Origin of the sequence: Nonomuraea sp. NPDC005692, from assembly GCF_040631115.1 — a bacterium.
Taxonomy (GTDB): domain Bacteria; phylum Actinomycetota; class Actinomycetes; order Streptosporangiales; family Streptosporangiaceae; genus Nonomuraea.
In genome coordinates, this window is the sequence record NZ_JBEXYU010000026.1 from 79272 (window position 1) to 94234 (window position 14963).

Consider the following 14963-nt stretch of genomic DNA (forward strand, 5'->3'; position numbering starts at 1 on the left):
CGGCGGCGGGCACGGCAGGGGGTGCCAGGTCGTTGGAGACCCAGGCAGCGCCGTCGGGTCGGAGCCCGACCACGTCTCAGGGGCCGCCCCCCACTCAAGGGCCGCCACCCGCTCAGGGGCGGCCACCTGCTCAGGAGCCGCTGCCCGCTCAGGGGCCGTTGCCTGCTCAGGGGTCGGCTCAGTGTCGGGAGTCGGCTGGGTCCGGGGCCAGGGGTGGGGTGGGTGGGGGCTGCCAGGTTGACAGGAAGTCTTCGGCCAGGGTGCAGGCGCCGGCGTACGGGCCTTCGGCATGGTGCAGGGCGGCGGCGGTGATCTCCGCGACGCGGTTCTCGACCAGGTGGCCGACCTCGTCCGCGGTGGTGACCGTTCCCGCCCGTTCGGCGAGGTAGCCGATCGTGGCGCCCGCGCCGCAGACGAAGTCCGCCAGCGTCACCACGCCCCGCTCCCCCAGCGTCCGCAGCCCCTGGGCGGTGTAGGGCACGTTCGCGGCCGGCGCGACCAGGCCGGCCCGCACCGTCGCCGCCCGCCGTGCCGACAGGGTGCCGGTCCGCGCCCCGGGGACCAGCACGTCGGCGGCGACCTCGTACAGCGCCTCCGGCGGCAGCACGGGCAGGCCGAGCCGGGTCACGCACGCGTCACCATGCTCGGCGCGCAGTTCCTCCAGGGCCGCGACGTCCAGCCCGGCGGGGTCGCTGACGCACCCGTGCAGGGTGGACAGGGCGACCAGGCGCGCGCCGCGCCGGGCCGCCTCGCGCGCGACGGCGCTGCCGACCTTGCCGAAGCCCTCCACCGCCAGCGTCCGCCCGGCCAGCCCGCCGAGCGCCGTCCCGGCGGCCACGACCACGCCCAGCCCGGTCACGACGGTGTCCACCAGCTCGCCGCCGGCCTCTCCGTGCATGATCGAGTCGGCCCGGTACCCGGGCAGCGGCGCGAAGTCCTGCGTCCGCGTGCCCAGGTCCGAGGAGGTGAGGAAGGTGCCCTTCTCGACCAGCGGCGCGACCTCCCGGCAGAAGCGCGCCACCGTGCCCGCCCGGTCGGCCGGCGAGGCCCGCAGCACCGCCTTGGCCCCGCCGATCCGCTCGCCGAGCACGGCCAGCTTGTACGTCATCGCCCGCGCCAGCAGCCCCGCCTCCGCGCGGGTGACGTCCGGCGCCAGCCGGGTGCCGCCCGCGCTGACCGGGCAGTCCAGGTCGAAGGCGATGCAGCCGTCCACCGAGACGAGTTCCATGATCCTCATCCGCGCTCCCCGCGTCCGTGCGAACCGTGCCTGCCGCCCAATCTCGGCGCCGCCCGGCCGCCTGTCCATGGGTCAGGGAGCGTTGTATCCCAAGGTGTACGAACCGGTCCCGGAGTAGGAGTGCACCCGGTAGCGGTAGTACCCGGCCGCGCCGGTGTAGTTGAGCGTCTCGTCGGCTCCCGACCCGGCGCTCTGGGCGACCGTCGCCCACGTGGACCCGTTCCAGCGCTGCAGGTACAGGTCGAAGTCGGCGCCGGACGGGCCGTCCAGGCACGCCTGGTGCGGGCCGGTGACGGTGGTCTGCAGATACCCGCCGTCGGGCTGGTACTGCTCCGCCCCGGAGGCCAGCGTCCCGGACTTGGTGGTCTCGTAGCCGGAGCAGCCGCCCGCGACGGCCACGGACAGGACGAAGGCGGCCGTGTGGGTGACGGCCGGGCCGGTGGCGGTGACCGTGATCGTGTACACGCCGCCGGGCGTCTGCGCGGAGGTGGAGACCGTCATGACGGACGTCCCGCCCGACTGGACGGTGGGCGGCGCGAACGTCGCGGTAGCCCCCGCCGGCAGCCCGGCGGCGGAGAACTGCATCTGCTGGGGCCCGCCGCGCGTGACGGAGGTGGAGATGGTGCTCGTGGCCGACCCGCCCGGCGTGACGCCGCCGCTCGTGGGCGAGAGCGACATCGCGAAGTCGTCGCCGCCGCCGTTCGGCGGGGTGTTGTCGATCATTCCGGAGATCTCGTTGTACACCTCGGTGATCCGGGTCCCCCAGTTGGGGCAGCCGCCGAGGTGGTGCAGCGCGATCACCTTGTGGCTGGAGGCGGCGATCACCGGGGAGCCGGAGTTCCCGCCGGAGGTGTCGCAGCGGTAGCCGGTGTTGACGCCCGACGACACCACGTCGATCTTGCAGGCCGCGCCGCCCTGCGTGTCCTCGTACAGGGACAGGCGCTTGGGCAGGGTGTCGCCGTGGCCGGGGATGTAGATGCGCTCGCCCGCCACCGGGGGGCGCGGATCGAGGTACAGGGTGCCGAACTGCTGGATCGCGGCGAAGTCGGCGACGCTGAAGAGCGTGTAGTCGAGCGCTTCGAGTGCGCTGGTCTTCAGGAACTGGCCGCCGCCGACCTTCGTCCCGGCGCCCGGGTTGTTGCCGCCGCAGGTGGCGCAGTCGTAGTCGAACTGGAACTCACTGGCGCTCAGGTCGGCGGCGCTCTCCATGCAGTGGTGGTTGGTCAGCATGCGGTTGGTGTTGCCGACCCGCCAGGCCGTGCAGTAGCCGAGGCCGTTGAGCAACTGGCGGGCCACGGCGCGGCTGCGGGCGTACTCGGTGGGGTTGCTGTCCTTGTAGCAGACCACGTCCCGCCGCGCGTCGGTGCCGCAGACGCTGAACGTCCTCGGCGTCAGGGCCGCGGCCTCCTGGGTGGTGTAGCCGCGGAAGTACCGGTCGATGCGCACGCCGAAGCCCTGCCGGGCCAGCCGGACGGCGTTGCGCGGCCCGGACGCGTGCAGGGTGACCACCGCCGTGTCCCCGTCCACGGAGAGCGCGGCGAAGCCGGGGACGCCGTGCAGCGTGTACCCCGAGCCGGCCGGGTAGCGGCCGCGGGTGGGGTCGCCGTAGTAGGTGTGGATCTCGCGGCCGTCCGGCGAGGCGACGGTGACGTAGTCGCCGGGCACGAGGGTGAGCGCGGCGAAGTGCACCTTGACGTAGCGGGAGCCGGGTCGGGTGACGCGTGTGCTCCAGCTCCGTCCGGCCGCGCCGTAGGGCAGGGACAGGTCGGCGAGCACCTCCTCGCCGGCCGGGGAGACCCGGCTGTCGAGCTGCGCCCGCAGGGGTGCGGCGGCGGGGACCTGCGCGAGGGCGGGGGCCGGGGTCGCCGGCGCGACGACGGCCAGCGCGGCGATCAACGCCGTGGCCGCCGCTCTCCATCGGGAAGGATTCATGCGGGGGACACCTCCACGTGAGGGGTGACCGAAGCAGGCCGCCGGTCGCCGGGAGCCAGGGCCCGGTCCGGGCACGTAGGCCGCGCCGGCCAGAGGCCGGCGGAGCCGGCGAACAGGCGGCCCGCCGTGGTGGGGGGTGGGCAGAGGGTAACTCCGCCTCCCATCCGTACCGTTATCGGTAGCGATACCGATATTTCGGGTTATCGGGCCGAAAATCCCAGCGCGTCACTCCGGGCAGCCCTCCGAGGCAGGGCGATGTACAAAATCATTGACATGATGTCCGCCTTCTTTTACGTTCATCATGTCTACTTTCTTTGACATGGAGACTCGCCTTGAAGGCCATCACCCGGCACGTCTACGGCCCCCCGGCCCTCACCGACCTCGACCGCCCCGCCCCCGGCCCCGGCGAAGCGCTCCTGCGCGTGCACGCCGCCTGCCTCGACCATGGCGTCTGGCACCTCGGCGCCGGGCTGCCCTACCCCGTCCGCCTCGCCACCGGGCTGCGCCGCCCCCGCTCGCCCCTCCTCGGCCGCGACGTCGCCGGGACCGTGGCGGCCGTCGGCCCGGGAGTCACCGGCCTCGCCCTCGGCGACGAGGTCTTCGGGGTCTGCGACGGCGCGCTCGCCGAGCACGCCGTCGCCCGCGCGGACCGTCTCGTCCCCACACCGGACGGCCTGTCGTCCGAGGCCGCCGCCGCCGTCCCGACCAGCGGCCTGACCGCCCTCCAGGCGCTGCGCGACCACGCCCGCCTCCGCCCGGGGCAGCGCGTGCTGGTCATCGGCGCGGGCGGCGGGGTGGGGACGTTCGCCGTCCAGCTCGCCAAGGCACACGGCGCGCACGTCACCGCCGTCTGCGGCCCCGGCAAGGGCGACCTCGTCCGCTCACTCGGCGCGGACGAGGTCGTCGACCACACCCGCGAGGAGCCGGCCGCCGGCCGCCACGACGTCGTCCTCGACACCGCGGGCAACCGTCCCCTGCGGGACCTGCGGCGGATGCTCACCCGCCGGGGCACGCTCGTGATCGTCGGCGGCGAGAACGCCTCCGGCCGCTGGCTGCACGGCACCGGCCGCCAGCTCCGGGCGACGGCGCTGTCGCCGTTCGTCCGGCACACCCTGCGCGCCCCGATCACCCGGACCGATCCGGCGGACCTGCGCCACCTGGCCGGCCTCGCCGCGACCGGCGAGCTCACCCCCGTGGTCGGCAGGACCTTCCCGCTCGCCGGCTTCTCCGACGCGATGGATCACCTGCGGTCGGGCCACGTGACCGGCAAGGTCGTCATCGTCATGCCCGGCCCGAGGTAGGTCACCAGTCGCCCACGGCGACGCGGGTGTTGCGCAGCGGTTCACCCGCGCCCTCGGCGGGCGCCGCCCACACCACCGCGTTGGCCAGGATCCGCCGCACGCCCGGCTGGTGGAAGACCGGGTAGTTCTGGTCGCCGGGGCTGAAGTAGAAGACGCGCCCCTTGCCGCGCCGGTAGCAGCAGCCGCTGCGGAACACCTCGCCCCCGCAGAAGGAGCTGACGAACACCAGCTCGTCGGGCGCCGGGACGCCGAACGGCTCGCCGTAGGTCTCCTGCTCGGGGATGACCAGCGGCTGGGGCACGCCCGCGGCGATCGGGTGGGCCGGCTCCACCGTCCAGACCAGCTCGCGGTCCGCGGTGTCGCGCCAGTTGACCGTGCAGGTGGTGCCCATGAGGGCGCGGAAGACCTTGGAGTAGTGGCCCGAGTGCAGCACCAGCAGGCCCATCCCGGCCCAGACGCGCTCGCACACCCGCGCCACGACCTCGTCGTCCACCTCCTCGTGCGCCGCGTGCCCCCACCAGGTGAGCACGTCGGTGCCGGCCAGCGTCGCGGCGTCGAGGCCGTGCTCGGGGTCCTGCAACGTCGCGGTGCGCACGCGCACCCGCTCCCCCAGGTGCTCGCGCAGGCCGCCGGCGACCGCGCCGTGCATGCCCTCGGGGTAGCGGCGGCGCACCTCCTCCTCCCGCTGCTCGTGTACGTTCTCGCCCCAGACGGTCACGTTGATGCTCACGCGCGCTGTTCTCCCTCCGGACCTGCCGCACCTACCGTCCGGTCCTTACCCGTCCGCCCGCCGGTTCCGCCTCCGGTGGGCGGGCGGAAAATGTCTCGCGGGAGGAAGGACGGTTTGGGTAGGTTCGCCAGTGACCATGGAAGTCATGCAGAGCCGCGCGCAGGCAGGCCTCCCGCCGGACGGCCACCCTGTCGAGATCGCCTGCGACGAGTCCGGCGCGGAGGGCGAGAAGCTCGTCGGCGGCAACACCGACGTGTTCGCCCACGCCGGCGTCTCCCTCGACGTGACCGCCGCGGCCGACTGCGTACGCGAGCTGCGCCTCAGGGCGCCCTCCCCGGTCACCGAGTACAAGGCCGGGCACGTGCTGCGCGAGAAGAACCGGGCCACCCTGGTCTGGCTGCTCGGCCCGTCGGGCCCCATCCTCGGCCGGGCCCGCGTGCACCTGACCGACAAGGCGTACTTCGCCGTGAGCAAGGTGACCGACCTGCTCACCGGCCACCACTCCAGCCTCGGCCTCGACCAGGACGAACGCTCGGCCGCCATGGCGGCCACCCTCTACCAGGAGGGCCGCCACGCCTTCGGCCCCGCACGCTGGACGGCCTTCCTCGACGCCTTCAACCACCTGCTGCGGGCCAGGAACGGCCGCGGCCCCGACATCTCCGCCGAGTCGGCCTTCGAGCTGGTCGCCGACCTGCGCACCACCCCCGGCCCGGCCGGCGAGATCATGGACGAGCTGTGGGCCGCCCGGCCGCTCGTGGACGCCTTCACCGCGCGCCTGCTCGACGACCCGCACGTCTTCCCCGCGCTCGACCCGCTGATCCCGGCCATCGCGCACGCGGTCGCCCACTGGGGCGCGGGCGGCCGGCCCGTCTCCGTCGTGCACGACCGGCAGACGACGCTGACCGAGGAGCGCATCGAGCGGCTGCGGCTGCTGCTGGCCCGCCCGGACGGCCCCGCGGGCCCGCTGGTGCTGACCGGCCTGACGCTGGTCGCCTCGCACCTGGACCCCCGCGTCCAGGTGGCCGACATCGTCGCCGGAGTGGCGCGCAAGATCGCCTCCGAGGAGCTCAACGGCCGCGGCGACCCCGAGCTGACCGGCCTGCTCCGCCCGTACGTGGACCTCGCGTCGGTCTGGCCGGACGAGCGCAGCCGGGCCGCGCTGATCGCGGGTCAGCCGAGCCAGGCGCGCGCCTCGGCGGCGGCCTCCGGGCCGAGCACCGGCTGGGAGTAGACCTCGATCAGCGTGCGCATCAGCAGGCGCTCGCCCTCCGGCGTGGACAGGTCGGCGCCCATGCCGCGGCAGACGTGCGGGTACAGGACCGTGACCGACAGCGCCATCGCGGCCATCACCGCCGCCCGCGCCCGCGCCGGCACGTCCGGCGGATCTGACCGGTCCTGGTCGGCGGCGGCCAGCCAGCGCTCGCCGAGCCGGGTCATCTCGTCGAACAGCGGCGCGGCCCAGCCCTCGGTCAGCGCCCGCGCCAGGTAGGCGCGGTAGGGGCCGAGCGCGGCCACCGGGTTGAAGCCGGCCGGCGGGCTGCCGGCGGCCTCGGCGTTGAGCCGGCGCACCATCCTCATCAGGTGCTCGTCGCACGCCTCGCGCAGCGCCTGCTTGGCGCCGAAGTGGTGGCGGACCAGGCCGAGCGAGACCCCCGCCGACTCGGCGATGTCGCGGATCGTGGCCCGCTCGAACCCGTGCTCGCCGATGTGCCGGATCGCCGCGTCGCGGATGCGGGCCCGCGCGGTGAGGTCCTCCGGGTCCTGGACGGTTGTCATCGCACCACCGATTCGTACAGCGGACTGTTCACCGGACAAGCATCCTATACCGGCGTGCAGCCCCGTCCGGCCCCGGCCGCGCGGGAGGGGCCGCCGGCGACTACGCTCCTGCCCTGTGCCGACGTTCGAACTGCCCCTGCGCCTGGACACCACGATCCGGCCCTACGACTGGGGTTCCGTCACCGCCATGCCCGAGCTGTTCGGCACCGAGCCGACCGGCCGCCCGCAGGCCGAGCTCTGGATGGGCGCCCATCCCGCCGCCCCGTCGATCGCCGGCGGCGTGCCCCTCGACCGGCTCATCGCCGGCGACCCCGTCGCCGCACTCGGCGCGCCGGCGGTCGCCAGGTTCGGGCCCGCGCTGCCGTACCTGCTGAAGGTGCTCGCGGTCGCCCGGCCGCTGTCGCTCCAGGTCCACCCCACGATCGCGCAGGCCGAGGCCGGGTTCGCCGCCGAGGAGGCGCGCGGCGTGCCGATCGGCGACCCGGCCCGCACCTACAAGGACCGCTCGCACAAGCCCGAGATGGTCTGCGCGATCACGCCCTTCCACGGGCTGTGCGGCTTCCGCTCCCCCGTCGTCACCGCCGGGCTGCTCGCCCGGCTCGGCGTGCCGGGCCTGCAGCCCTGGATCGACGCGCTCGCCGTCCGGCCCGCCGGTCAGGCCCTGCGCGCGGTCTTCGCGCAGATGCTGGACGACGCCTCCGCGCCGCTGCGCGCCCAGGTCGAGGACGCGCTCGCCGGCAGCTCCGACCCGGACCTGGCTCCGTACGCCGACATCGCCGCGGCCTGCCCCGGCGACCCCGGAGTCGTGGCCGCGCTGCTGCTCAACCACGTCGATCTGCGGCCCGGCCAGGCCCTCTACCTCGGTGCCGGCGTGCCGCACGCCTACCTGGGCGGCGTCGGCGTGGAGATCATGGCCAGCTCCGACAACGTCCTGCGCTGCGGGCTGACCACCAAGCACGTCGACGCGCCCGAGCTGATGCGGGTGGTCGACTTCACGCCCGCCGAGCCGCACCTGGTCGAGCCCGAGTGCCCGGCCGACGGGGAGCGGCGTTACGTCCCGCCGGCTCCCGAGTTCGCCCTCACGCGTTACGACCTGGCCGAGGCCGCCTCCTTCGAGCTGCCCGGCGGGCTGCCCCGGATCGTGTTGTGCCTGGAGGGCGAGGCCCGCCTCGTTCCGGATCGGGGCGAGCTGACGCTGCGGCCGGGCGAGTCGGCGTTCGTCCCGGCCGTCGCGGGCGCAGGCCTGTCCGGCAAGGGCGTGGCATACGTGGCCCAGCCGGGCGCCTTTACGATGTAGATCAGCACGACGGGGACATTTCGGCCGGCGGTTGAACGTCGTGTTCCTAGGCTCCTGCCATGAACACGGCAACCCTCGGCCACCTCGCCATCGAGCCCAGCATCCTCTACTTCGGCACCCCGGTCGTGCTGCTGAGCACGGAGAACCCCGACGGGTCGGCCAACCTGGCCCCGATGTCGTCGGCCTGGGCGCTCGGCCGGACCGTCGTGCTCGGCCTCGGCGCCGACGGGCAGACCGCGCGCAACCTGGCCGACCGGCCCGAACTGGTCGTCAACCTGCCGGCCCCGCACCTGTGGCCGCAGGTGGAACGGCTCGCGCCGCTCACCGGCCGCGACCCGGTGCCCGACACCAAGGCGGCCGGCTGCCGCTTCGAGCCCGACAAGTTCGGCGCGGCGGGCCTGCGCCCCGAGCCCTCCGAGACCGTCCGGCCGCCGCGCGTGGCCGAGTGCCCCCTCCAGCTGGAGGCGGCCGCCGCGCGGATCCTGCCGGACGTGTCCGAGGACTTCGTCATCGTCGAGGCCGTCGTGCGCAGGGTGCACGCCGACCCGCGGATCGTCGTCCCCGGCACCCACCACGTGGACCCGTCCGCGTGGAGCCCGCTGCTGTACAACTTCCGTCACTACTTCGGCCTCGGCCCGGAGCTCGGCCACTCCTACCGGTCGCAGACGCCGGGCCCGGCCTGAGCGCCGCGGCGGGTCAGCCGGCCCGCGAGGCGCACCCGGCGTACGACTCGGCCGGCGACGGGACAACGGGCTGACCCGACCCCAGCACCGACGCCGAGGCCAGCGCTGACGGCTCCTCCAGCCCGCGCGGCGGCGGCGTGGGACGGTCGGCCGCCACGGTCAGCACGAGCGGCCCGAACCGGCGCCACCACCCGTGCGCCACCCCGCGCCCGCCCGCGCGCACGGTCAGCCCGCTCCACCCGTCGGAGGGCCGGCCGCAGCCCAGCGACACCTCCAGCGCCCGGCTCTCGGCGCGGCGCAGCACCTGCGCCGCGCTCTCCTTGGCCGACCACAGCAGGCTGCCCAGCAGCGGGTCGTCGCCGGCGATGCGCTGCTCCTGGCGGGTGAACCGGTCGGCGACGAACCCCGGGCCGCGCGGCTCGACCAGTTGCAGGTCGCAGCCGACGGCCCCCGGCTCCAGGCCGAGCAGGCACACCGCCCATCCGGCGCGGCTGGTGATCGAGATGCCCACCGGCAGCGGGCGGCCGTCCCGCCACGCCTGCGCCGCGCCGTCGGGACGCCGCCGCACGTCGGGGTCACCGGCGGGGCCGGGACAGACCAGGTGCAGGGCCTGACCGACGGTCCAGCGGGCGAGCGGGTGCTCGGCCGGCCGCCCGTCGCCCGTCCGGTCCTCCCCCGCCGGGAGTTGCCCCTCCCCGCGAGCCAGCCACCTCATCGAGCCTCCATTCCGCGCTCCCGCGCTACGGATGACCTCCGGCCGCGGCACGGCGGCCGGGATCGCGTGATCGACCGACCCGGCCGCCACGCCCGGACGGCCGTCTCGCGCAGCTTCTCCGCCCGCACCTCCTCGAACGCCTCGTACGGCGGCGGACGCGCCGAGCGCCGCCCCGCGTGCGTGCATACCCGTACGTGCCCGCGCTCCGCCGCCGGACACCCGCGGAACCTCTCGACTAGTGTGATCTTGTGACCGGAATTTTCACAGTGTTCCCGGCCTCGCCGGGCGACGGTGAGACGCTGGGAGAGATCCACGCCGAATCCTGGAAGGCCGCCTACGCCGGCTTCTTCTCCCCCGCCTTCTTCGACCAGGCCGTGCGCCACCGGCGCGGCAAATGGCACGACGTGCTCGCCGAGACCCGGGTGGGCCTGGTGCTGGCCGCGCTCGACGGGCGCCGACTGGCCTTCTCCTACTTCGGGCCCTCGCCGTCCAGGGCGGGCGCGGCGGAGATCTTCGGCTTCTACGGCCATCCCGACGGCTGGGGCACGGGCGTGGCCGCCGCGCTGATGACCGACACCCTGCGCCGCATCCGCGACGAGGGCTTCACCCGGGTGCACCTGTGGACGCTGCGCGACACGCCGCAGGCGCGCCGGTTCTACGCCAAGAGCGGCTTCACCGAGTCCGGCGCCGCCCGCACCCACGACTACGGCGACGGCAACCCCGTCGAGCAGGTCGAGTACGAGCTGTCCTTCCCCTGACCGCAGGTCCCTTCCCACGCGTGCCGACTTGACAGAGTTCCCCGGCGTATTTCGCGGTGAATACCCCGGCGCGGGCTCTCTCGTTGACCGTCTCCATGGCCCATGGCAACCATTCTTGAGTATGGCCAAGCGGGCACGAGAAACGGTCGAGTGATCGCGTGAGAGGAATGGCATGAGCGCGAATGCTTTGTACGCCGGTCGAGACTGGAAACTCGACCACGACAAGCGAGTCAAGGTCAGCAACGCGGAACTTCGTTACACGGTCGTGGGGCGTGGCGAGCCCGTCCTGTGCATCCACTGCACCTCCATTTCGGACGGTCTCATCACGCCGCTCCTGAAGTACAACCCGGAGCTGCTGGACAAGTACCAGTTCATCAGCTATTACCGCGCCGGTTACAACGGCAGCACGCTGGAGAAGGACAGCCTCAGCATCGAGGAGGGCGCCGAGCACGCCAAGCAGCTCCTCGACCACCTCGGCATCGACAAGGCGCACGTCATGTCGTACTCCTTCGGCGGGGTGATCGGCTTCCAGTTCATGCTCTCCTACCCCGAGCGCACGCACTCGGCGGTGCTGCTGGAGCCGTACCTGCCGCGTGAGGGCGCCGAGGCCGAGAAGGCCAACAACGACGCCGTGATGACGGCCATCGAGCTGGTGCAGAAGGGCGACAAGCTCACCGCCGCCTGCGACTTCATGGCCGCCGTCTGCGGCCCGAGCTACCTCGGCTCCGTGGACATGACCTGCCCCCTCGACGTGTGGGAGCGGGTCGAGGAGTGCGCGGACGTCACGTTCAAGGTCGACTTCCCGGCGCTGGGCGGCTGGGGCTTCCGCATGTCCAAGGCCGACCAGCTCGTGCCGGACAAGCCGCAGATGCCGGTGCTGGCCGTGATGGGCCTGGACAGCGAGGCGGCCATGCCCGGCTTCCGCGAGGCGCAGCACTTCCTCATGAACTGGCTGCCCCAGGCCGAGCGCTGCGGCATCGTCGGCGCCACCCACGGCCTGCAGATCATGAACCCGAGAGCGGTCGGCGAAGGCGTCTCGGCCTTCCTCGCCAAGCACCCGATGCAGTAGCACCCGATGCAGTGAGAGGAGAGCGATGTCGGATCTGACGGCTGAGCGACTGGCGGCGGCACACCAGGCGCTGCGGTCCGGCGACCGCGAGCGCGCGCTGGAGTACTGGCACCCCGACGTGCGGTTCCAGTCCCCCGGCAACCACCCGTACGCCGGATGGCACGACGGCCTGGACGCGTTCATGGGCTTCATCAAGACCTGGCAGCGGCTGGCCGGCGGCACCCTGCGCATGGAGCAGATCGCCTGCCTGGTCAACCCGGTGGACGGCTACACCATCGACGTCAACCGGTGCACCGCCGTGCGCAAGCGCACCGGCTCGGACGGCACCTCCTTCTACGAGCACCTGCAGATGGAGGGGGTGGACCTGATGCGGTGGGAGAACGGCCGCGTCGTGGAGGGCCGCGGCGGCATCTTCGGCGACGGGACCGCCAACTTCAGCTCGTTCTTCGGCCCGATCGGCCCCGACGGGCGCAGATCCGACGACTGAGCGGGCAATCCCGGGCGGGCCGGTCGGTACCGGCCCGCTTTCTCGTGCCCGCGGCCCGTCCCGGCCCTTCTTCGTGACCCCTTTTTCCGCAGGAACGCGCCCACAGGAGAAGACATGACCCGTTTGCGTGGCGTCCTCCGCGCCTCCGCCGCCGCCCTGGCCGTCACCGCCGCGCTGGCGGCGGCGACGCCGGCCCAGGCGCTCCTGGCCCCGTCCTTCCGGGCCGTGGACCCGCCCGGCGACCCCACCACCCTCTGGAACGTCGACGTGCTGGACGCCTCCCATGCCTACGCCGTCGGCTGGCGCGGCTACGACGGCTCGCCGGACACCTCCGTGCTGCGCTGGGACGGCTCGTCCTGGAGCAGGCTGCCGCTCACCGCCGGGTACGACGTGCCGAGCCCGTGCTGCGTCGCGGCCGTCGCGCCGGACCAGATCTACGTGACCGGCAGCAAGAGCATCGCCGACGTCTCCTGGCCGCGCTCGGCGTACTGGAACGGCTCGGCCTGGTCGGAGATCCCGCCACCGCCCGGCTGGACGCCCCCGCTGCCCGGCGACGAGTGGACCGGCCCGATCGCCGCCACCAAGGACGGCTCGCTCTGGTCGATCAGGTACAAGAACACCGGCGGCACCGACATCCTGCGCCTGCGCCAGGGCTCCTGGACCGTCTACCCGCGCACCGAGAACCTGGGCCTGCTGCGCGCCGTCGACGGCGGCGACCAGATCGTCTTCGCCGCCGAGAACGGCGTCGTCCTGTGGGACGGCACGGCCCTGCGCTCGCTGGGCAGGCCCGGCGTCAGCCCCCGGGGCGTGTACGTCGAGGGCCCCGGCAGGATCTGGGTCAGCGGCTACCAGCCCCGTCCCAACCGGCCCGCCACCCCGGCGATCGCCCGCTACGACGGCGCCCGCTGGACCGTCTCGGCGCTGCCCGGCGACCCGGGCAACGGCTCGGCCAGCATCAGCGGCGACGGCGCGGGCCACCTGGTCATCCCGACGGGCGGCGGCACCACCTCACCCGCCTACCTCTACTTCGACGGCACCTCGTGGACCCGGGTCAGCGGCCCGGCCCGCCCGTCGGCCGGGTACGCGGGCGCGTACGCGGTGGACCGCGTGCCCGGCACGTCCACGATCCTGTCGGTGGGCGGCGCCAACGTGACCAACCTGACCGGGTTCGCGATCAGTGAGCTGATCAGCCCCCGCTGAGCGGGCGGCGCGGACCCGTGAGCGGGGAGGGGCGGCAGGCCCCTCCCCGCTCACGCGCGCCCGCCGCCGGCGCGATCCGGGCGATCCGCGCGGGCCGCGCCGCCCGCGCGGATCGCCGTGACGAGCGTGCCGGCCAGCAGCAGCGCCGAGGTGACCGTCAGGACCACGCCCAGCCGGTGCAGCCCCTCGTCGGTGGCGCGCTCGCCGTAGGTCACGCTGATGAGCAACGCCGAGCAGATGGCCCCGGCGTACTGCGAGGTGCGCAGCAGGCCGGCGGCCATGCCGATCTGGCCGGGCGGCGCCTGGGCGTACATGGCGGCCTGGTTGCCCACGATGTTCAGCCCGTTCTGCACTCCGAAGACCATGCTGAGCAGGCACAACGACAGGATGGACGCGCCGCCGTCGAGCGCCGGCAGCCAGGCGCAGCCCGCCAGCAGGGCCGCGGCGCCGGCCGGCAACATCCAGCGTGCCCTGCCCGACGTGCCGTCGGCCCGCGCGGCCAGCCCCGACACCACCGCCCCCACGGCCGAGGTGGGCATCAGCAGCAGCCCGGCGATCGCCGCCGTCAGCCCCCTGCCCTGCTCCAGCCACTGCGTCCAGCCGTACAGGAAGCCGTAGGTGGCCATGAAGGTCACCGCGTTGCGCAGGTAGGTGACCAGCAGCGGCCGGTTGCCGGCCAGGTCGCGCAGGCTGCCGCCGCCGCCTGCGCCGGAGCGCTCGTACGGCTCGTCGCGCGGCAGCCACAGCAGCGCCGAGACCACCCCGGCCACGGCCATCGGCAGGTTGACCAGGAAGATCCAGCGCCAGCCGCCGAGCGCGTCGAGCAGCCCGCCGAGCGGCGGCCCGAGCACCATGCTGACCTGCCCGGCCATGGCCAGCGCGCCCATCACCGAGGCGGGCGCGGCGCCGCCGGACCGCTGCGACCTGCGGCGGACCATGCTCATGGCGGCCGGGTAGGCGGCCGAGGTGCCGAGGCCGATCACCACGCGGGCGGCCACGAGCAGGCCGAGGGTCGGCGCCCAGTAGCCGAGCAGCCCGCCGGCCGCGACCGTGACCAGCCCGGCCAGGTAGACGCGGCGCGGGCCGAGCCGGTCGGCCAGCCGGCCCAGCACCGGCTGGCCGATCGCGGTGGCCAGGTACAGGGCCGACACCAGCCAGGAGGTGGCGTCGGCGCCCACGCCGAAGTGGTGGGCGATGGGCACGAGCGCGATGGCGATGATCGAGGAGTTGATCGGGTTGAGCAGCGAGCCGACGGAGACCGCCGTGACGAAGCGTGGGCCGAAGGCGGCCTGGCCGGGCTCGCTGTCCGGCCGCGGCGGCGCGGTCACAGCTGGTACTTCTCCTCGAGCTTCTCGTAGATGTCGATCTTGTAGTCGATGGCGGCCAGGTCGTCCTTGAGCTGGTCGATGCGCTTGGCCACCTCCTCGCGGTGGGTGAGCAGGATCTGCTTGCGCTCGGCGGCCGTGCTCTCGCCGGCGCGGACCAGCTCGGCGTAGCGGCGGACGTCGGCGATGGACATCCCAGTGCCGCGCAGCCTGGTCAGGAAGCGGATCCAGGCCAGATCACGTTCGGTGTAGCGGCGGTGCCCGTTCCCCCCGCGCGGCGGCGTCTCCCGCATCAGGCCGGCTTTCTCGTAATAGCGCAGCGCGTGGGCGCTGAGGCCGGTCTCGGCTGCGACTTCCGCGATCGTCAGGCTCTGACTCATACCGATCATTGTCGCCCTTCGAGCGCGATCCAAGTCAAGTGCATTCGCCGGAATTCCGGTGAATGCGGGTTCG

General features: G+C 73.8%; 15 protein-coding genes. 8 read left to right on the forward strand and 7 right to left on the reverse strand.

Going from position 1 to position 14963, the window contains the following annotated elements:
• Positions 1-178 precede the first annotated feature (178 nt).
• Together ABZ459_RS37980 and ABZ459_RS37985 are read right to left on the reverse strand one after the other, a co-directional pair.
• The gene (locus ABZ459_RS37980; protein ID WP_357981097.1) at positions 179-1237 is read right to left on the reverse strand and encodes a Glu/Leu/Phe/Val dehydrogenase dimerization domain-containing protein; all 1059 of its coding nucleotides are present in this window, start codon (positions 1235-1237) and stop codon (positions 179-181) included.
• A gap of 72 nt (positions 1238-1309) precedes the next feature.
• A complete protein-coding gene (locus ABZ459_RS37985) occupies positions 1310-3169 on the reverse strand; it encodes a trypsin-like peptidase domain-containing protein (protein WP_357981100.1) in 1860 nt (619 codons plus the stop codon).
• Between the two features lie 332 nt (positions 3170-3501).
• Here ABZ459_RS37985 and ABZ459_RS37990 point away from each other — a divergent pair, with 332 nt between their 5' ends.
• Positions 3502-4470 (forward strand): NAD(P)-dependent alcohol dehydrogenase, encoded by a 969-nt coding sequence (locus ABZ459_RS37990; RefSeq protein WP_357981103.1) that lies wholly within the window; start codon positions 3502-3504, stop codon positions 4468-4470.
• Between the two features lies 1 nt (position 4471).
• Here ABZ459_RS37990 and ABZ459_RS37995 read toward each other — a convergent pair whose 3' ends face one another.
• Positions 4472-5200 (reverse strand): ThuA domain-containing protein, encoded by a 729-nt coding sequence (locus ABZ459_RS37995; protein ID WP_357981106.1) that lies wholly within the window; start codon positions 5198-5200, stop codon positions 4472-4474.
• 145 nt (positions 5201-5345) lie between these two features.
• Here ABZ459_RS37995 and ABZ459_RS38000 point away from each other — a divergent pair, with 145 nt between their 5' ends.
• Positions 5346-6431, forward strand: coding sequence for a hypothetical protein (locus tag ABZ459_RS38000; protein WP_357981109.1), 1086 nt, complete (start codon positions 5346-5348; stop codon positions 6429-6431).
• Here ABZ459_RS38000 and ABZ459_RS38005 read toward each other — a convergent pair.
• The gene (locus ABZ459_RS38005; protein ID WP_357981112.1) at positions 6371-6976 is read right to left on the reverse strand and encodes a TetR family transcriptional regulator; all 606 of its coding nucleotides are present in this window, start codon (positions 6974-6976) and stop codon (positions 6371-6373) included. The two genes, ABZ459_RS38000 and ABZ459_RS38005, sit on opposite strands and share 61 nt — an antisense overlap.
• Positions 6977-7091: 115 nt before the next feature.
• On the opposite strand from ABZ459_RS38005, the gene manA reads away from it, so the two are divergent.
• Positions 7092-8273 (forward strand): mannose-6-phosphate isomerase, class I, encoded by a 1182-nt coding sequence (gene manA, locus ABZ459_RS38010; protein WP_357981115.1) that lies wholly within the window; start codon positions 7092-7094, stop codon positions 8271-8273.
• Between the two features lie 59 nt (positions 8274-8332).
• Positions 8333-8956, forward strand: coding sequence for a flavin reductase family protein (locus tag ABZ459_RS38015; protein WP_357981118.1), 624 nt, complete (start codon positions 8333-8335; stop codon positions 8954-8956).
• Between the two features lie 13 nt (positions 8957-8969).
• Here ABZ459_RS38015 and ABZ459_RS38020 read toward each other — a convergent pair whose 3' ends face one another.
• On the reverse strand, positions 8970-9671 hold the full coding sequence (locus ABZ459_RS38020) for a hypothetical protein (protein WP_357981121.1): 702 nt from the start codon (positions 9669-9671) through the stop codon (positions 8970-8972).
• Positions 9672-9919: 248 nt separating this feature from the next.
• Between ABZ459_RS38020 and ABZ459_RS38025 the strand changes: the two genes are divergently transcribed.
• The 4 genes from ABZ459_RS38025 (at position 9920) to ABZ459_RS38040 (ending at position 13185) form a co-directional block, all read left to right on the forward strand.
• On the forward strand, positions 9920-10429 hold the full coding sequence (locus ABZ459_RS38025; RefSeq protein ID WP_357981124.1) for a GNAT family N-acetyltransferase: 510 nt from the start codon (positions 9920-9922) through the stop codon (positions 10427-10429).
• 172 nt (positions 10430-10601) lie between these two features.
• Positions 10602-11498 (forward strand): alpha/beta hydrolase, encoded by an 897-nt coding sequence (locus ABZ459_RS38030; RefSeq protein WP_357981127.1) that lies wholly within the window; start codon positions 10602-10604, stop codon positions 11496-11498.
• Between the two features lie 25 nt (positions 11499-11523).
• On the forward strand, positions 11524-11985 hold the full coding sequence (locus ABZ459_RS38035; RefSeq protein ID WP_357697088.1) for a nuclear transport factor 2 family protein: 462 nt from the start codon (positions 11524-11526) through the stop codon (positions 11983-11985).
• Positions 11986-12099: 114 nt separating this feature from the next.
• Positions 12100-13185 (forward strand): hypothetical protein, encoded by a 1086-nt coding sequence (locus ABZ459_RS38040; RefSeq protein ID WP_357981129.1) that lies wholly within the window; start codon positions 12100-12102, stop codon positions 13183-13185.
• A gap of 50 nt (positions 13186-13235) precedes the next feature.
• Here the strand turns inward: ABZ459_RS38040 and ABZ459_RS38045 are convergent, their stop codons facing one another.
• On the reverse strand, positions 13236-14513 hold the full coding sequence (locus ABZ459_RS38045) for an MFS transporter (protein WP_357981132.1): 1278 nt from the start codon (positions 14511-14513) through the stop codon (positions 13236-13238).
• Positions 14510-14890 (reverse strand): MerR family transcriptional regulator, encoded by a 381-nt coding sequence (locus ABZ459_RS38050; protein ID WP_357981135.1) that lies wholly within the window; start codon positions 14888-14890, stop codon positions 14510-14512. The genes ABZ459_RS38045 and ABZ459_RS38050 overlap by 4 nt, the downstream gene beginning before the upstream one ends.
• Positions 14891-14963: the final 73 nt, after the last annotated feature.